Consider the following 14,120-nt stretch of genomic DNA (forward strand, 5'->3'; position numbering starts at 1 on the left):
GTCGTCGTGATCAGTGGCGGCGTCAGGCTCGCAACTTGGCGAGTTCGCGGGTGATCGCCCGCCGTTTCACCAGCAAGAATCCACAGAAGATGAAGACGAACCCGACGACTGTGGCCGCATCCACCGGCTGGTCGAGGTAGAACCAGCCGACGACGGCGGCCACGATCGGGGCCACGTAGGAGACCATGTTGATCTCGACGGCGCCGAGTCGGTCGAGCAGGTCGAAGTAGATGAGAAACCCGATCGCACTCGAGAAGATCGAGAGATACGCGAGTGCGCCGATCGCTTCCAGATGCGCCCAGTCGGCGATAGCGAAGGACTCGCCGAGGCCGACGCTCAGCACGTGTAAGATCACGGCGCCACCGAGCATCGACCAGGCCTCCATCGCCTCGATCTCGAGGTCGGCATCGAGCCGGCGCGTGAGGACGCTTCCGAGTGCGAACGCTGCGGCGGCACCGAAGACGAGGAGGTTCGCGACCGTATCCGTCGTCACCACGTTCGACGGGTCCGGCCGGGAGATGACGAGCACACCGACGAGCCCCAGCCCGACGCCGACCACGCCGATCCGGGACAGCGCGTCCTGTGGAACGAGTGCGCGTGCGAACCCGGTCGTGAGGACCGGCGACAGACTGACGAGGACGGCGGCGGCTGCCGCCGTCGTGTTGAGCTGGCCGACGAAGAGAAAGGCGTGGTACACCGCGATCATCAACACGGCCCCGGCACCCACAGTTAGCCACGCTTGCCGTCCGCGGGGGAGCGGGTCGTCGGCGACGACGAGCGCGTACGCGAGCATGATGACGCCTGCGACGTCGTACCTGACCGCAGCGAAGAGGACGGGTGGCAGGTAGGTCAGCCCGGCGTCGATAGCCACGAACGCGGACCCCCAGGCGAACGCGAGGACGAGAAACAGGGTTGTCGTACGGTACTGACTCACGACGAAGACCGAGGGGGTGTCCGTACGAAGTTGTTTCGAATCGCAACGCATCGGTGGCCAGAGAAACCGCACCGTACGACACTGGCGGCCCGCAAATACCCCACTGACCGGCTTTGGGCTTCCAACGCGCCGCGTCAATCCCCGGACGGAATTGTCTCTGCTGGTTCTTTGCGAACGTCAGTCCGCAGGTGACAGGCCGCAGCGTGGCGTTCCGTCGCGAGACCGGGATTCACTGTCTCACAGACGCTCTCGTATCGTTCCCGGAGGGTATCAGCGGCAGTCGCCCAGTCGTCGTCGACGACGTGCTCGAGCGCGGAGCGCACCGTCGATCGATCGCGGTCCGGAAGGTCGTTCGCGAAGTAGCGCTCGTACAACGCGTCGACGAGTTCGGCTCGATCGGCCGCCGTCGATTCGTCGCCGGCAGGAACGTCGACCGTTTCGCGAACACGCGCTATCGGCAATTCACGGTCCTCGATACGCTGGCGGAGGTCCATGATCGCTCGGTACGCGCTCTGTTCGAGTTCGACGTCGTCCGGTTGAATCACCTTCGGACAACGGGTTCTGAATCGGCAGCCGCTCGGCGGATTGCGCGGCGACGGCACGTCCCCCGATATCGTCTCCCGTGTCCGGTTTCGTTCGTCGGTACTCGCTCGGGGGACGCTTTCGAGTAACGCCTCAGTGTAGGGATGCTGTGGGTCGGTGAACAGGTCGTTTGCCGGCCCGATCTCGACGATTTCGCCGAGATACATCACCGCAACGCGATCGCAGACGTGGCGGATGACGGAGAGGTCGTGACTGATCAACAGGTACGTCAGGTCCAGTTCGTCCTGGAGATCGTCGAGGAGGTTGAGAACCTGAGCCTGGACGGAGACGTCGAGCGCACTCGTCGGTTCGTCGAGGACGACGAAGTCCGGTTCGAGTGCCAGCGCCCGGGCGATGCCGATCCGCTGGCGCTGCCCACCGGAGAACTCGTGAGGATATCGATCGAGTTGATCCGGAGAGAGGCCGACCCGTCGCAGCAGGAACTGCACGCGGTGTTTGCGGAGTACCGCATCCGATTCGGGTTCGATGGAGACGGTGATCGTCTCCGAATCCCGATTCACCGTCGCCGTTACCAGTTCCGGAGTTTCGACCACGATAGCGCGGTCGGAACCGGTCGATCCAGTCCCCGATACATCGACAGACACACCCGTTTCCTGCGTGATGACGTCCGCGTCGAGCGACGATGGCGTGGCGATAGTCAATTCGCCGGGATCGCTCGCCGTCGTATCGATCGTCTCGCCTGCCGTGCCAGCACGCACGGTTACAGGGACGGTCACGGTCGAGCCATCCGGCTCCAGCGCTTTGTCCACGTTCGCGTCAACGTGCACGGACAGTTCGTCCGGTCCGATCCCATCGGTCGTCACGTCGGCGTTGGCGTCGATTTCTGGGTCCGATATCGGCCAGTCGTGGGTCTTCAGCGGAGCCTCGATGATGTCCCCGATCGACTGACGCGGATCGAGGCTCGAGAACGGATCCTGAAAGAGGATCGCCGTCTCTCGTCGGAACGCAGGTGGTCTGAAGTAGGCGCGAGCGATCTTGAACAGGGAAAGCACACCCAGCACCGAGGCGACGACCCCAACCACGGCGACGATCGGTTCGACGAAAAGCGTCGCGATGGCGAGGACCAGGAGTGCGCCGAGCGTCCAGACGGCGAGTCGCCAACCCCAGACACGCTGGGTGGCCAGGCCGAACGAACCTGCTAACAGTGCCGCCCCTGCAAGAGCCCACAGGACGCCGAGGACACCGAGCGGGGTGGATGCCCCCGTTCCGACGGGATCGAATCCGGCGAACGCACTGCCGGCGGCGAGCACACCGCCGACGAGCGTGGCGAGCGCGAAGACGGCGAGTACGCCGGCGAGAAGGTACGCGCGAACGGACAGCGATCTCGGGGCCTCGCTGTACGATTCGATATCGGAGACATTCTGGCCGTCGTATTCGATGTCTCCAATCGTCGGGGACTGCAGGTCGAGAATCGTCTCGCCCGTCGTCGATTTCCCACTACCGGACTCACCGACCAGGCCGAGCGTCTCCCCTTCCTCGATCTCGAAGGAGAGGCCATCGACAGCGCGGACGGCCACCGGATCGGTCCGCAATAGCCGATCGACGAGCGTGTTCTGTTCGAAGAAGTATTTCCGAAGCCCCGAGACCCGAAGCAAGGACCGATCGGATCCGTCCTCACTCATTGGTCTCACCCGAGTTGGCTCCCTCACTCGGAGGGGAATCGGATGCAACCGATCGACCGGTCGCAGTGTCGACCGCCTGCGAGTCTGCATCCCGACCAGCCACCGGACGGACGTCGGTCGGGCTCGCGTCGTCTGCGAAGTAATCCGCTGGAAGTGCGAGATCTTCGCTGTAGGTCAGGTCGGTGAGGACACACCGCGCTTCGTGATTCGGTGAGTCGTTCGCCTCGTTCATCGACGGATGTTCGAGACACGCCTCCATCGCCTTCGGACACCGGTCTGCGAAGTAACAGCGATCGTCCATCTCGTGATCCAACAGGCTCGGGACGTTCCCCGGAATCGGCGTGAGTCTATCGCCCATGGTGTCCAGATCCGGAACGCTGCCGAGCAGCCCTTTCGTATACGGATGAACAGGTCGATCGAACACGTCTTCGAGCGTCCCCTGCTCGACGATTTCACCGGCGTACATTACACCAACGCGGTCGCACATGCGGGCGATGACTCCCAAATTGTGCGTGATGAGCAATATCGTCATTCCCGTCTCCGCCTGCAAATCAGAGAGGAGATCCAGAATCTGGGCCTGTATCGTCACGTCCAGTGCCGTCGTCGGCTCGTCGGCGATCAACACGTCGGGTTCGCCGGCCAGCGCTTGCGCGATCATCGCCCGTTGCAACATCCCCCCAGAGAACTCGTTCGGGTACTGGTCGGCTCGTTCGACGGGATCGGGAATGCCGACCTGCTCGAGCAGTTCGACCGCACGGTCCGTGCTGTCGTCGGTGACGAACTGCTTCGAGGGCAGCACGCCCGAGACGAGGTAGTTGCTGAACGAGTACATGTCGCCGCCCGTTCGGGCCCGCGTCGACCGTGGGTTCGCGCTCGCACGTCGCTGTACCTCGACGGCCTCCGCAATCTGTTCGCCGACCGTGAGACTCGGGTTGAAGCTGCTCTCCGGGTCCTGAAAGATCATGCTAAACGACGTCCCACGGAGCGAATCCCAGATCGATTCGGGAACGTCGAGCAGGTCGACGAACTCGCCGTCGACGGCATCGGGGTAGTCCGCTGCCAGGTCCTCGGCGAGCGACGGCTTCCGGTACTCGATCGATCCCGACGTAATCTGTCCGGGAGATTCGACGAGATCCATGAGCGAGAGGGCGGTGACACTCTTGCCGCTCCCGCTCTCCCCGACGATACCGAAGACCTCCCCCTGCTCGATCGAGAGGGAGAGGTCCGAGACGGCGTTTACCTGCCCCTCACTCGTGAAGAATCGCGTCGATAGGTTCTGAACGTTTAGAATTGATTCACTCATACTCACACACCTCGTTCGCCGCCTTCGATGTTCGGATCCAGTGCATCACGCAGCCAGTCACCGAGTAGGTTGACGCCGATGATCGCCAGCATGATACCGATCCCGGGCACGACCGAAATCCACCAGCTCGACTGGAGAAGGTCCTGCCCGCGCTCGATATCGTACCCCCAGGAGAGCGTCGTCCCGGAGAACCCGAGATAGGCGAGCGACGCCTCTAACAGGATAACCGCCGCGACCTGGATCGTCGCCAGGACGATGATCGGCGTGAGACTGTTCGGGAGGATATGCGTGGCGAGGATCTTCGCATCGCTCATGCCGTAGCTCTTGCTCGCTTTGACGTACTCGGCGTTACGCAACGAGATGGCCTCACCGCGTGCGACACGAGCGAACCAGACCCAGATGACGAGGGCCGCGACGAGCGTGACAGAGCCCGGTATCGGAATACTCTCTGGCATCCCGGATACGACCCCCAGTTCGACGAATGGGTCGGGTATGTGTATTGGCGCCGACCCGAAGACGCCAATGAGCGCCAGTGCGAGGACCAGTGCCGGGAATGCGAGCATGATGTCAGCCAGTCGCATGAGCGTGTCGTCTACCTTCCCGCCGTAGTACCCGGCGACCAGTCCGATCGGGACGCCGATGAGGAGCGCGAGGAACGTCGCGAACACCGCAACCAGGACGGAAACGCGAGCCCCGTAGAGGAAGCGCGAGAAGACGTCCTGGCCGACGTTGTTCGTCCCGAGGATGTGTTCGCTCGTCGGCTCGACGGTTGCCCTGGTGAATTCACCGTCTTCGGTGATCGGCGTCGACGTCTGGGTGAAGAGCGGTGGATACTCCGCACCTTCCTCGCTGTAGTACCCGGTTCGGGTCGGGTCGTGTGTCGCTAAGAGTGGGGCAAACGTCCCCAGCAGGATGATCACGACGAGCAACACGAGCCCGAGCTTTGGGAGAAAGCTGTTCGAAAACGTCTCTCTCAGGTTCGTTTTAACACGGTCAGAGATCATTCGGTTCTCACCTGCGGATCGAGATATCGGTACGTCACGTCGACGACGATGTTGATGATGATGAACATGACTGCGACGAACAGGATGATTCCCTGCATGAGCGGCCAGTCACGAATGCCGATGGCCCGGATCAACCGGAGTCCGAGTCCCGGCCAGTTGAACACCGTTTCCGTGATCACGGAGCCACCGAGCAGGGTCCCCATCTGGAGACCGAGCACGGTGATGATCGGAATCATCGTGTTGCGAAGGACGTGCTTGTATCGGATGAGAACATTCGGGAGCCCCTTCGCTTCCGTTGCCGTGACGTAGGGTTTGCCGAACTCGTCGATCATTCCACTGCGCGTCAACCGCGTGATGAGCGCCGTGAAGTACGTGCCAAGCGTTATCGCTGGCAACGTGATGTACTTGAGCCAGGTGAGTAACTCACCAGGCGATTGCTGGAAGATGAGCGTCGAGAACGCCTCTCCGAATCCGACAGCCCGTCGCTGCGTTGGGAACGAGAAGTACTCGAACCCGAGCGACCCCGGGAGCGTGAATCCCGATTCGGCAGAGATACGTATCACAGGGTATGGAATCCCGAACCTGACGCTGAAAATGAGGATGAGCATCAGGCCAAGCCAGAAGTTCGGCGTGCTGATTCCGAGCAAGGAAAACAGCGTCGCGCCGTAATCGGATGCCTCGCCCCGTCGTGTTGCGGAGATGACGCCGAGCGGAATCGCGATGGCGATAGCGACGATCGTGGCTGCGATCGTCAGTTCGAGTGTCGCCGGAACGCGTTCTAAGACCATCGCGGAGATCTCCCGTTCGGATTGCCACGAATAGCCCAGATCGCCGGTGAGCAACCCTTGCACGTAATCGACGTACTGGACGAGTATCGGCCTGTCTAACCCCTCCTGTTCACGAACGAGTTCGATCGTCTCCTGGGTCGCCCCCTGACCGAGCATCAACGTCGCAGGATCACCGGGCGACACGGCCCGCAAGGCGAAAAGAACGGTAACGACACCCCAGAGAACGAAGACACCCTGGGCCAGGCGGCGAACGAGGAATCTAGCAAATGTCATTATGGTGTAACTGAATGAATACTGATATCGATCGGGGACCGGCGGGCAACCGTTACTGGCTCATTTCCCAGACGTAGATCGACTCGTCTTCCCGAGGCTCCCACTCGATGGCCGAGTTGGCACCGTAAAGACTCTCTTGGGTGTGCAAGAAGACGAACGGCGCCTTCTCACGAGCGAGCGCGTTGACGTCCTGAAGGGCCTGCGTTCGTTCCTCGGGGTCTTCGATCTGCTGACTTTCGAGGATCGCATCGCTGAGTTCCTCGTCGTCGAACGTTCGGGACGGATTGTCGGGGATGGTGAAGAATCCCTGAACACCGTAATCAGTGTCCCCGGTGATCGTTCCCCAGCCGATCAGGTAGAACGGGATGTCGAACGAATCGGGGTCGACGCCGGCGGAGTTCGCGTCGGAGACCACACTGAACTCGACGGGATTGACGGAGCAGCTCACGTTCGAAAGCTGGTCGATGTGATCTGCGGCTGTCTCGGCGACGGCGACGTCGTTCAAGTAACGACCCTGTGGCGTCACCAGTTCGATCTCGACGCCACCGTAGCCGCTCTCCTCGACCAGGCTCTCGGCCATTCCAATATCCTGTTGGTACGGCTCGAGGTCCTCGTTGAACCCGTTGATACCCGGTGCGACCGGCTGACCGCGCGCCTCGCCAAACCCGTCGAGGACGTTTTCGACGATCGCCTGATTGTCCACAGCGTAGTTCATCGCCTGCCGGAACTCCAGACTGTCGAACGGTTCGACCGTGTTCTTCATCGGCAGGAAGATGTTGCGGAAACTGGTAACCGTCCGCATCCCGATGCCATCGGTGTCGGCGACACGAGTGGCGTCGGTCGGCTGGATGTTCATCGTCACGTCGGTTTCGCCGGCCTCGAGAGCGTTCACCCGGCCGCTTGGCTCGCCGTTGGAATTGAACGTGACGCGCTCGAACGGTGGTTCGTCACCCCAGTAGTCGTCGAACCGCTCAAGAACGATCTCTTCACCGGAGGTGAAGTCGACCACTTCGTACGGACCGGTGCCGTTGAAATCGTCGGCACTCGAACCGGAGATCGCACCGTTCTCCGCGTCGTGGTTGTCGATTGCCCACTGCATGTTGATCGCACGAGCGTAGTTCCCGAACTCGAACTCCGCGAGGCCAGGTGCCGCACCGTAATTGATCGCGACGGTGGTCTCGTCGACCGCTTCGGCGCCTTCGATCGAACCGAGGCCGAACGCCCCGATGTCGCTTACGACACCCATGTCGTTGTCGACTGTCCGATTGATCGTCCACGCGACGTCTTCGGCCGTGAGGTCGTCGCCGTTGTGGAAGACGACGTCGTCCCGGAGCGTGACGTTCGTCGTGCCACCACCCTGAATCTCCCAGTCTTCCGCGACCCGGGCAAAAATCCCCTCACCGGGTTCGAAATTGAACAGTGGTTCGTAGATGTGGTCGTAAATGTTGAAGTAATCACCCGTAATGTGATCGAGCGGATCGATCACGTCGGGGAACTGGGTCACAGTGATCGTGATTTCCTCGATATCACCATCATCGTCACCACCGTCTCCTCCCTCGATACACCCGGCCATCGCAAGGAGGCCCGAGGCGCCGGCCAAGGTACCGCTGTATCGAAGCACCGATCGACGATCAATAGTTGGGTTGTCAGCACCCTGCATACACCATCCATGAGCGGACCGGCTACTTATATATATTGGATTTGTGCATACAATACACAACTCACTGTCTGTTCAGTTACGATTTCGGACGGTCCCGAGGGGGCAACTGATTCCGACGTACCTGTCCGTTTCGAACACCTTCTCGCCGTGCAACACGCCCGTACAGTTAAGGCAATCCGGACCTGATCCAGCAATATGGCCGCTCACGGCCGTCCCGCCCTACGGGATCTCTTCGACGAGTCGCCGACACCGCACATCGCCCACCACCCCCGGACCCACCACCGGGACTTCTACGTCGCCTCCGACGGATCGTTCCGGAGCGACCGCGGCGGGCTCGGTGCGGTGATCGAGACGCGAGATGGGGCCCGCGTCGCTCGAGTCTCGCGACCGGACTCCCCACCGGACAACAACGTCGCCGAGTTCCGGGCGCTTCACCTCGGCCTCGACGTGCTCGCCGCCAGAGCGCCGCCGAACGCCAGCGTCGGCATCCTCGTCGACCACGACGAGCTCGCGAGTAACGTCAACAGCGCCATCCTCGCCGGCCGGCACCCGGACGGACGGCCACCGCGACCGTTCTCCGTTCCAACGGCGAGCCGAAATCACTGGCGTGGCATTCGGGCCCGGCTCACCGGGTTCGGCGACGTCAGAGCCGCCCGCATCGATAGCGACGACAACCCGGCCCACCCGCTCGCCAACGCCCCCGACCAGTACCGACACGTCAACCGCGAACCGTTGCGGTGTGTGCGCCCGGATCCCGTCGAGTCGACGACGAACGGCTACCTCCCGCCATCCCGTGCGAACCGAAACGTGAGTCAATAATCGCGCCGTCGGTGATCGTCGGCCAGAGCTCGACCGTCGTCAGTCGGCCGAGAGTGGTCGACTCGCCGACACAGGTCCGACTCGTTCTGCAGCCACCCACCCCGTCGCCCCACCGACACAGCCGAGAAACGCCGCGATACCGTCCGTACTCGCGCCGGTCACGATCAGTGCGATCACGCCGAAGACCGCTGCGGCCCCGAGCGCCCGTCGCGGGTCACCGTCGAGGACGACGCCGGCGACGACGAGGAACCCGACCGCGAGGGCGACCGACACGACTACGTCGGCCAGATAGTGCACGCCGAGGACGAGTCTGGAGACGGCGACCAGCCCGACGATCGACGACGCGACGAGGAGTCGCGTCCCTCGGCGCCCGGTCCGACCCCAGATCGCCAGCGCACCCCACAGAAGCGCCGCAGCCATCGTGTGTCCACTCGGGAAGCCGTGCCCATGACGGCCGATCGCCTGCAGCTCGGTAGGTGGACGATCGGCCGCCACGACGGTCTTCAGGATCAGGGTGAACGCGAGGCCACCGAGAACGACGCCGACGAGGAACGCCGTCCGATCGGAGACGAGGCGCTCGCGTGAATCGCGTCGTCCCCGCCGGATATCGACGAGCACCGCGACGGCGAGTCCACCGACGATGACCGCAAGGTCGCCGAGCAGCGTCACCGCGTCGGCGAGCGGGACGAGCCACTCCGGGGCCGACTCGCGGAGCATGCGCGTCACGCCAGCGTCTCTGAGGGAAGTCACGGCTGCTGGCTCGATACTCATCGTGGAGCTACTTATGTGTCGCTCCGTCCAGGAGGAGTCGGGCGCCTGCACCAGAGACAGCGGCCTCCTGTTGGGAGAAACGATGAATTTGTCGAGAGGTACTGGAACAAAACACTACTCGTCACGGCACTCGGTCGCAATATTTTCAAAACTGGGAGAATCAGATGGGAAACCTTTACTCTCCCCTCTGAGTAGCCGCGCCTGACTACGATGTCATCAGGGTCGACAGATGGGCAGGGCGACACGGGTGGAATCGCCGAGTACTTCGACTTCGACGAGTACGGAACTGACTTGCGGACCGAGACCATCGCCGGGCTGACGACGTTCCTCGCGATGGCCTACATCATCGTCGTTAATCCGTCGATCATCGCGCCGGCGATAATGGGCGAGTATCCCGATGCAATCGAGCCCGGGATGACGACGACTATCAACGGAGAGACCTTCGTCTACGGCGAGGTGGTGCAGATGCTCACTGTCGTGACGATCCTCGCGTCGGTGATCGCAATCCTCGTAATGGCGTTGTACGCCAACCGGCCGTTCGGCCTTGCGCCGGGGATGGGGCTGAACGCCTTCTTTACGTTTACTGTCGTACTCTTGCTGGGCGTTCCGTGGCAAGTTGCGCTGGCTGCGGTGTTCGTCGAAGGGATCGTCTTCATCGTTCTCACTGCCGTCGGCGCCCGTCGGTACATTATCGAACTGTTCCCGGAACCAGTGAAATTCGCAGTCGGTGCGGGGATCGGGGTTTTCCTCCTCTTTCTCGGATTTCAGGAGATACAGGTCGTCACCGGTGATCCCGAGACACTCGTCACGCTCGGGAACGTGCTCCAGTCACCAGTTGCCGCGGCAGGCCTCGCTGGCCTCGTTCTGACACTATTGCTGTACGCTCGCGGGATCACCGGGTCGATCGTCATCGGCATCCTGCTAACCGCCGTGGGCGCCTGGCTCGCGACCTTCGCCGGCCTCGTCGAGCGCGGGACCATCACGCCGACCGAGGAGGAGGTCGTGACGAGCGTGCAATACGACTTCACGCCGCTCGTCTACGAGTTCGTCGACGGCCTCGGGATGATCACCGAGGATCCGCTCGTCTTCGCACTCGTCGTTTTCACCTTCTTCTTCGTCGACTTCTTTGACACCGCCGGGACGCTTATCGGTGTCTCGCAGATCGGTGGCTTCCTCGACCAAGAGGGAGATCTCCCGGACATCGACAAACCGCTGATGGCGGACGCCGTGGGAACGACTGCCGGCGCCGCTATGGGCACCTCGACCGTGACAACATACATCGAATCCTCGGCGGGAGTCGAGGAAGGCGGCCGGACCGGCTTCACCGCACTCGTTGTCGGCGCACTATTCGCACTCTCGTTGGTTCTAGTCCCAGTCGTCACGGCAATTCCGACGTTCGCCACGTACATCGCTCTCGTCGTCGTCGGGATCATCATGCTCCAGGGCGTCGCCGACATCGACTGGCAGGACCCAGCCTGGGCAATCTCCGCCGGCCTCACGATCACCGTCATGCCACTGACGACGTCGATCGCCAACGGACTCGCCGCCGGGATTATCAGCTACCCGCTCGTGAAATCTGCAAAAGGTGAGGCCCGTGATGTCTCGATCGGACAGTGGATACTCGCGGTTGCAGTCGTCGCCTACTACGGTGTCTATTTCGCGGTGCAAGCCGGCGACGTTACCTTCACGCTGTAGGCGAAGCAACGCTCTACGAGGACGTTTCTCGATTTATTTCGGATGGATAACCGACGCGCTCTTTCCCGTCGCGGTCCTGTGTCACGTATGGCCGACATCACGTACTACGAACTCCCCGGCTGTCCGTTCTGTGCGATGGTTCGCACCAAACTCGACGAGCTCGGGCTTGACTACGAGACGATCGAAGTGCCCGCCGCCCATCACGAGCGAACGCGCGTCCAGGAGGTGAGCGGCCAGACCGGCGTGCCAGTCATCACCGACGAGGCCCACGATGTCGTCGGCATGCCCGAGAGCAGCGACATCGTCGCGTACCTGGAGGAGACCTACGGCGACGCGTGAGAGCGACGCGAGGCGTGTGTACTAGCGGTGCTTCTGCCAGCGAACGAGTAACCGTTCTGCGGACGAGTACCGAGAGTAGCAGGGTCAGGTTCGAGTGAAATCGGTTGGAGCACGTACTCCTGTGCAGCCAAATTGGAATCTCACCGACCGTACAGCGCGTAGATCATGACGAGAAACCCGGCACCGATCAGGAGGCTCTCGACGAGCAATCCGGCGGTGAGGCCGATACCGACGATGTGGTGTAAGAAGCCGACCAGCGTCGTTCCCACCGTGATGACGAGGAGGCCGACCGCGAAGTACTGGAGGCCGTCCATTCCCGTCTGGCGGTACGCTCGATAGGCGAGCAGCGCGACCGTACTGCCGAGGACGAGCAGGCCGACCTTCACGACGACGAGGAGTGGCTGGAGCATCGTCACTAGGAATCAGCCCCTGGGGAGTCGCCGGCTGTAGTGTCGGCAGCGGACTCGCGGTCGTCGGCACCATCACTCGTCTCGTCACGTACACCGTCGCCGTCGGACGACGATTTCATCCCGGCCCAGAACGCCGCCATGCGATCGGTCGGATCCGCGGGCGGGCGCTCGATCGCCAGGTCGAACTCGTCATCCTCGTCGATCTCGATCGAGATCGACGTGACGTCGCGCTCGTACAGCGTGGCGTTCGGGCCGTCACGTCTGATCTCGGTGTACTCGGTCACCAGCGCGGCCTCACTGAGTTGCTCCAGTTTTCGATAGACCGTCGAACGGGGCAGTCCGCTCTCCTCGCACAACTCGGCCGCAGACGTCGGTCGGTGGAGACACGCGAGCATGGCGCGACAGTCCGCGTCCTCGATCGTCGTGAGGACAGCCTCGAGCGACGGCGTCCGATCGGTCTCGTCTGATCCGCCGGTCATCGATCGAGCGGGGTCTCCCTGGCGTGATGCGAACGGGGACCAGCGGTCCCAGCCGGTGGGTGTTTCAGTCATGTGGGCCGTCACCAGTCGGTGGTCAGTGGCCGATACCTCGCACTCGGTCGGGTTGGGTCCATCGATGTCGATCTGATCCGAATCGGCCCATGCTGACCGAGAGCCTGTCGAAACCGGGACTCCGACGTCCGTGCTCGGCAGGACAGAGGATGGCCACCCCTATAGCGCACCGGTCGAATCCCAGTCCGCTGGACAACTGCCTCGGAACAGGTGACCCAGCTGGGACTGAGACGGGACGGGCGAGAGATACGATGGACGGAGAAACACGGCGGACGGCCGACCCATCCAGTTTCGGTCAGGAACAGCCGAAAAACCGGTGCGGGTCGTTCCGGTGACCCAGTGGCTAGAGCGCTTCTTCCGGTTCCGCGCGTTCGCGGATCACGGCCCGAAGCTCGTCGGCGTCGTCCATCGCCTCGAGTTCGTCGCGCTCGACGAGTGCGGTCCCGTCGACGGACTCCCGGGAGGCGTCGTCGACGACGTAGACCGAGCGCGTCCGGGCGACGTGGCCGATCGAGGACATGATCTTGGCCCGCTTCTTCGCGGCCTTCGTAAAGGTCGAGTGGCCAGTCAGCACGGGTTCTTCGTTCCGGTCTTCCTCGGTACTGACGGCCTTGAACGGGGAGCGGGTCGTCGGGTGAACGGTGAACCCGGTTCGAACGAGCGTCGCGACCAGATCGGCATCGTTCGGATCGGCTTCCGGATCGTCAGGCGTCGGCTCGGAGTCGTGGACGTCGTCATCGTCGTCGAGGACGTCGACCGGGTGGGTCAGATCGCCATCGAAGAGTTCTTCGAGCGCCATCGCAACCTCGACCGAGGCGTTCATCCCGTCTTCGTACTTCGAGACCGTCCGGCGCGAGACGCCGAGTTCCGACGCGAGCCGTCCGAGACTCCAGTCGCGTCGCTTACGTTCGTCCGCGAGCAGGTCGCCGTCGATGTTGACGTACAGGCCGCCGGGCGCCGCGTAGATCAGCGGCGGGACCCCCTCGATGAAGAGGTTGTAGGCCGTATCCGGGCTGAAGACCGGAACGCCGTGGCGGAAGTAGACGACGTCCGGTTTGAGATCCTCGTCGCGGCTGCGAAGCCCGATGACGAACGGCGTCGCGCCGAGGTGGGCACCGAGACGCCGCATCTCGAGTCCGGTTGCCTCGTTGAACGCGTCGATGTTCCCGAGGATCTTGACGAGGATGAGGTCGTTTCCACGGCGTGCTGCGACGTCGAAACTCTTCGGTCGGATCGCACACCGGTCACTCACCACGAACCCAGCGTCCGAGAGCATCGCAGTGACGTTTCCGACCAGTGCAGACCGAGACATGGTGTGATCTAGCTATTCACCACATATATGCTTTTC

General features: G+C 62.5%; 13 protein-coding genes. 3 read left to right on the top strand and 10 right to left on the bottom strand.

All coding sequences use genetic code 11. The features are described from left to right. Window positions 1–22: 22 nt before the first annotated feature. From HALRU_RS09805 to HALRU_RS09835, 6 genes are all read right to left on the bottom strand, one after another. Complete coding sequence (locus HALRU_RS09805) at window positions 23–934, bottom strand: DMT family transporter (RefSeq protein ID WP_148680497.1); 912 nt, start codon at window positions 932–934, stop codon at window positions 23–25. A gap of 134 nt (window positions 935–1,068) precedes the next feature. After that, a complete protein-coding gene (locus tag HALRU_RS15990) occupies window positions 1,069–3,159 on the bottom strand; it encodes an oligopeptide/dipeptide ABC transporter ATP-binding protein (RefSeq protein WP_015301228.1) in 2,091 nt (696 codons plus the stop codon). Next, window positions 3,152–4,462, bottom strand: coding sequence for an ABC transporter ATP-binding protein (locus tag HALRU_RS09820; RefSeq protein ID WP_015301229.1), 1,311 nt, complete (start codon window positions 4,460–4,462; stop codon window positions 3,152–3,154). The genes HALRU_RS15990 and HALRU_RS09820 overlap by 8 nt, the downstream gene beginning before the upstream one ends. 2 nt (window positions 4,463–4,464) lie before the next feature. Next, complete coding sequence (locus HALRU_RS09825) at window positions 4,465–5,466, bottom strand: ABC transporter permease (protein WP_015301230.1); 1,002 nt, start codon at window positions 5,464–5,466, stop codon at window positions 4,465–4,467. Next, the gene (locus tag HALRU_RS09830; protein ID WP_015301231.1) at window positions 5,463–6,527 is read right to left on the bottom strand and encodes an ABC transporter permease; all 1,065 of its coding nucleotides are present in this window, start codon (window positions 6,525–6,527) and stop codon (window positions 5,463–5,465) included. Before HALRU_RS09830 ends, HALRU_RS09825 begins: the two co-directional genes overlap by 4 nt. 52 nt (window positions 6,528–6,579) lie before the next feature. Further along, complete coding sequence (locus HALRU_RS09835; protein ID WP_015301232.1) at window positions 6,580–8,187, bottom strand: ABC transporter substrate-binding protein; 1,608 nt, start codon at window positions 8,185–8,187, stop codon at window positions 6,580–6,582. Window positions 8,188–8,382: 195 nt separating this feature from the next. On the opposite strand from HALRU_RS09835, the gene HALRU_RS09840 reads away from it, so the two are divergent. Next, a complete protein-coding gene (locus HALRU_RS09840; RefSeq protein ID WP_015301233.1) occupies window positions 8,383–9,006 on the top strand; it encodes a ribonuclease HI in 624 nt (207 codons plus the stop codon). 39 nt (window positions 9,007–9,045) lie between these two features. Here the strand turns inward: HALRU_RS09840 and HALRU_RS09845 are convergent, their stop codons facing one another. Further along, on the bottom strand, window positions 9,046–9,777 hold the full coding sequence (locus tag HALRU_RS09845; RefSeq protein ID WP_015301234.1) for a phosphatase PAP2 family protein: 732 nt from the start codon (window positions 9,775–9,777) through the stop codon (window positions 9,046–9,048). A 210-nt stretch (window positions 9,778–9,987) separates the two neighbouring features. Here HALRU_RS09845 and HALRU_RS09850 point away from each other — a divergent pair, with 210 nt between their 5' ends. After that, window positions 9,988–11,472, top strand: coding sequence for an NCS2 family permease (locus HALRU_RS09850; RefSeq protein WP_015301235.1), 1,485 nt, complete (start codon window positions 9,988–9,990; stop codon window positions 11,470–11,472). An 87-nt stretch (window positions 11,473–11,559) separates the two neighbouring features. Further along, a complete protein-coding gene (locus HALRU_RS09855; protein ID WP_015301236.1) occupies window positions 11,560–11,811 on the top strand; it encodes a glutaredoxin family protein in 252 nt (83 codons plus the stop codon). A 140-nt stretch (window positions 11,812–11,951) separates the two neighbouring features. On the opposite strand, the gene HALRU_RS09860 is transcribed toward HALRU_RS09855, so the two are convergent. From HALRU_RS09860 to HALRU_RS09870, 3 genes are all read right to left on the bottom strand, one after another. After that, entirely contained in the window at window positions 11,952–12,221 is a 270-nt protein-coding gene (locus HALRU_RS09860) for a DUF7521 family protein (RefSeq protein ID WP_015301237.1), read from the bottom strand. A 5-nt stretch (window positions 12,222–12,226) separates the two neighbouring features. Continuing rightward, window positions 12,227–12,700, bottom strand: a complete 474-nt coding sequence (locus tag HALRU_RS09865) for a winged helix-turn-helix domain-containing protein (protein WP_015301238.1) — start codon at window positions 12,698–12,700, stop codon at window positions 12,227–12,229. Window positions 12,701–13,115: 415 nt separating this feature from the next. Further along, complete coding sequence (locus HALRU_RS09870; RefSeq protein WP_015301239.1) at window positions 13,116–14,084, bottom strand: transcriptional regulator; 969 nt, start codon at window positions 14,082–14,084, stop codon at window positions 13,116–13,118. Between the last annotated feature and the right edge of the window lie 36 nt (window positions 14,085–14,120).

This window comes from Halovivax ruber XH-70, assembly GCF_000328525.1.
Lineage (GTDB): Archaea > Halobacteriota > Halobacteria > Halobacteriales > Natrialbaceae > Halovivax > Halovivax ruber.

What these genes read in the sequence shown, in the direction of transcription:
- HALRU_RS15990 (WP_015301228.1), bottom strand. Translation starts at nt 3,159, where the DNA reads ATGAGTGAGGACGGATCCGATCGGTCCTTGCTTCGGGTCTCGGGGCTT.
- HALRU_RS09820 (WP_015301229.1), bottom strand. Translation starts at nt 4,462, where the DNA reads ATGAGTGAATCAATTCTAAACGTTCAGAACCTATCGACGCGATTCTTC.
- HALRU_RS09825 (WP_015301230.1), bottom strand. Translation starts at nt 5,466, where the DNA reads ATGATCTCTGACCGTGTTAAAACGAACCTGAGAGAGACGTTTTCGAAC.
- HALRU_RS09830 (WP_015301231.1), bottom strand. Translation starts at nt 6,527, where the DNA reads ATGACATTTGCTAGATTCCTCGTTCGCCGCCTGGCCCAGGGTGTCTTC.
- HALRU_RS09835 (WP_015301232.1), bottom strand. Translation starts at nt 8,187, where the DNA reads ATGCAGGGTGCTGACAACCCAACTATTGATCGTCGATCGGTGCTTCGA.
- HALRU_RS09840 (WP_015301233.1), top strand. Translation starts at nt 8,383, where the DNA reads ATGGCCGCTCACGGCCGTCCCGCCCTACGGGATCTCTTCGACGAGTCG.
- HALRU_RS09845 (WP_015301234.1), bottom strand. Translation starts at nt 9,777, where the DNA reads ATGAGTATCGAGCCAGCAGCCGTGACTTCCCTCAGAGACGCTGGCGTG.
- HALRU_RS09850 (WP_015301235.1), top strand. Translation starts at nt 9,988, where the DNA reads ATGTCATCAGGGTCGACAGATGGGCAGGGCGACACGGGTGGAATCGCC.
- HALRU_RS09855 (WP_015301236.1), top strand. Translation starts at nt 11,560, where the DNA reads ATGGCCGACATCACGTACTACGAACTCCCCGGCTGTCCGTTCTGTGCG.
- HALRU_RS09860 (WP_015301237.1), bottom strand. Translation starts at nt 12,221, where the DNA reads ATGCTCCAGCCACTCCTCGTCGTCGTGAAGGTCGGCCTGCTCGTCCTC.
- HALRU_RS09865 (WP_015301238.1), bottom strand. Translation starts at nt 12,700, where the DNA reads ATGACCGGCGGATCAGACGAGACCGATCGGACGCCGTCGCTCGAGGCT.
- HALRU_RS09870 (WP_015301239.1), bottom strand. Translation starts at nt 14,084, where the DNA reads ATGTCTCGGTCTGCACTGGTCGGAAACGTCACTGCGATGCTCTCGGAC.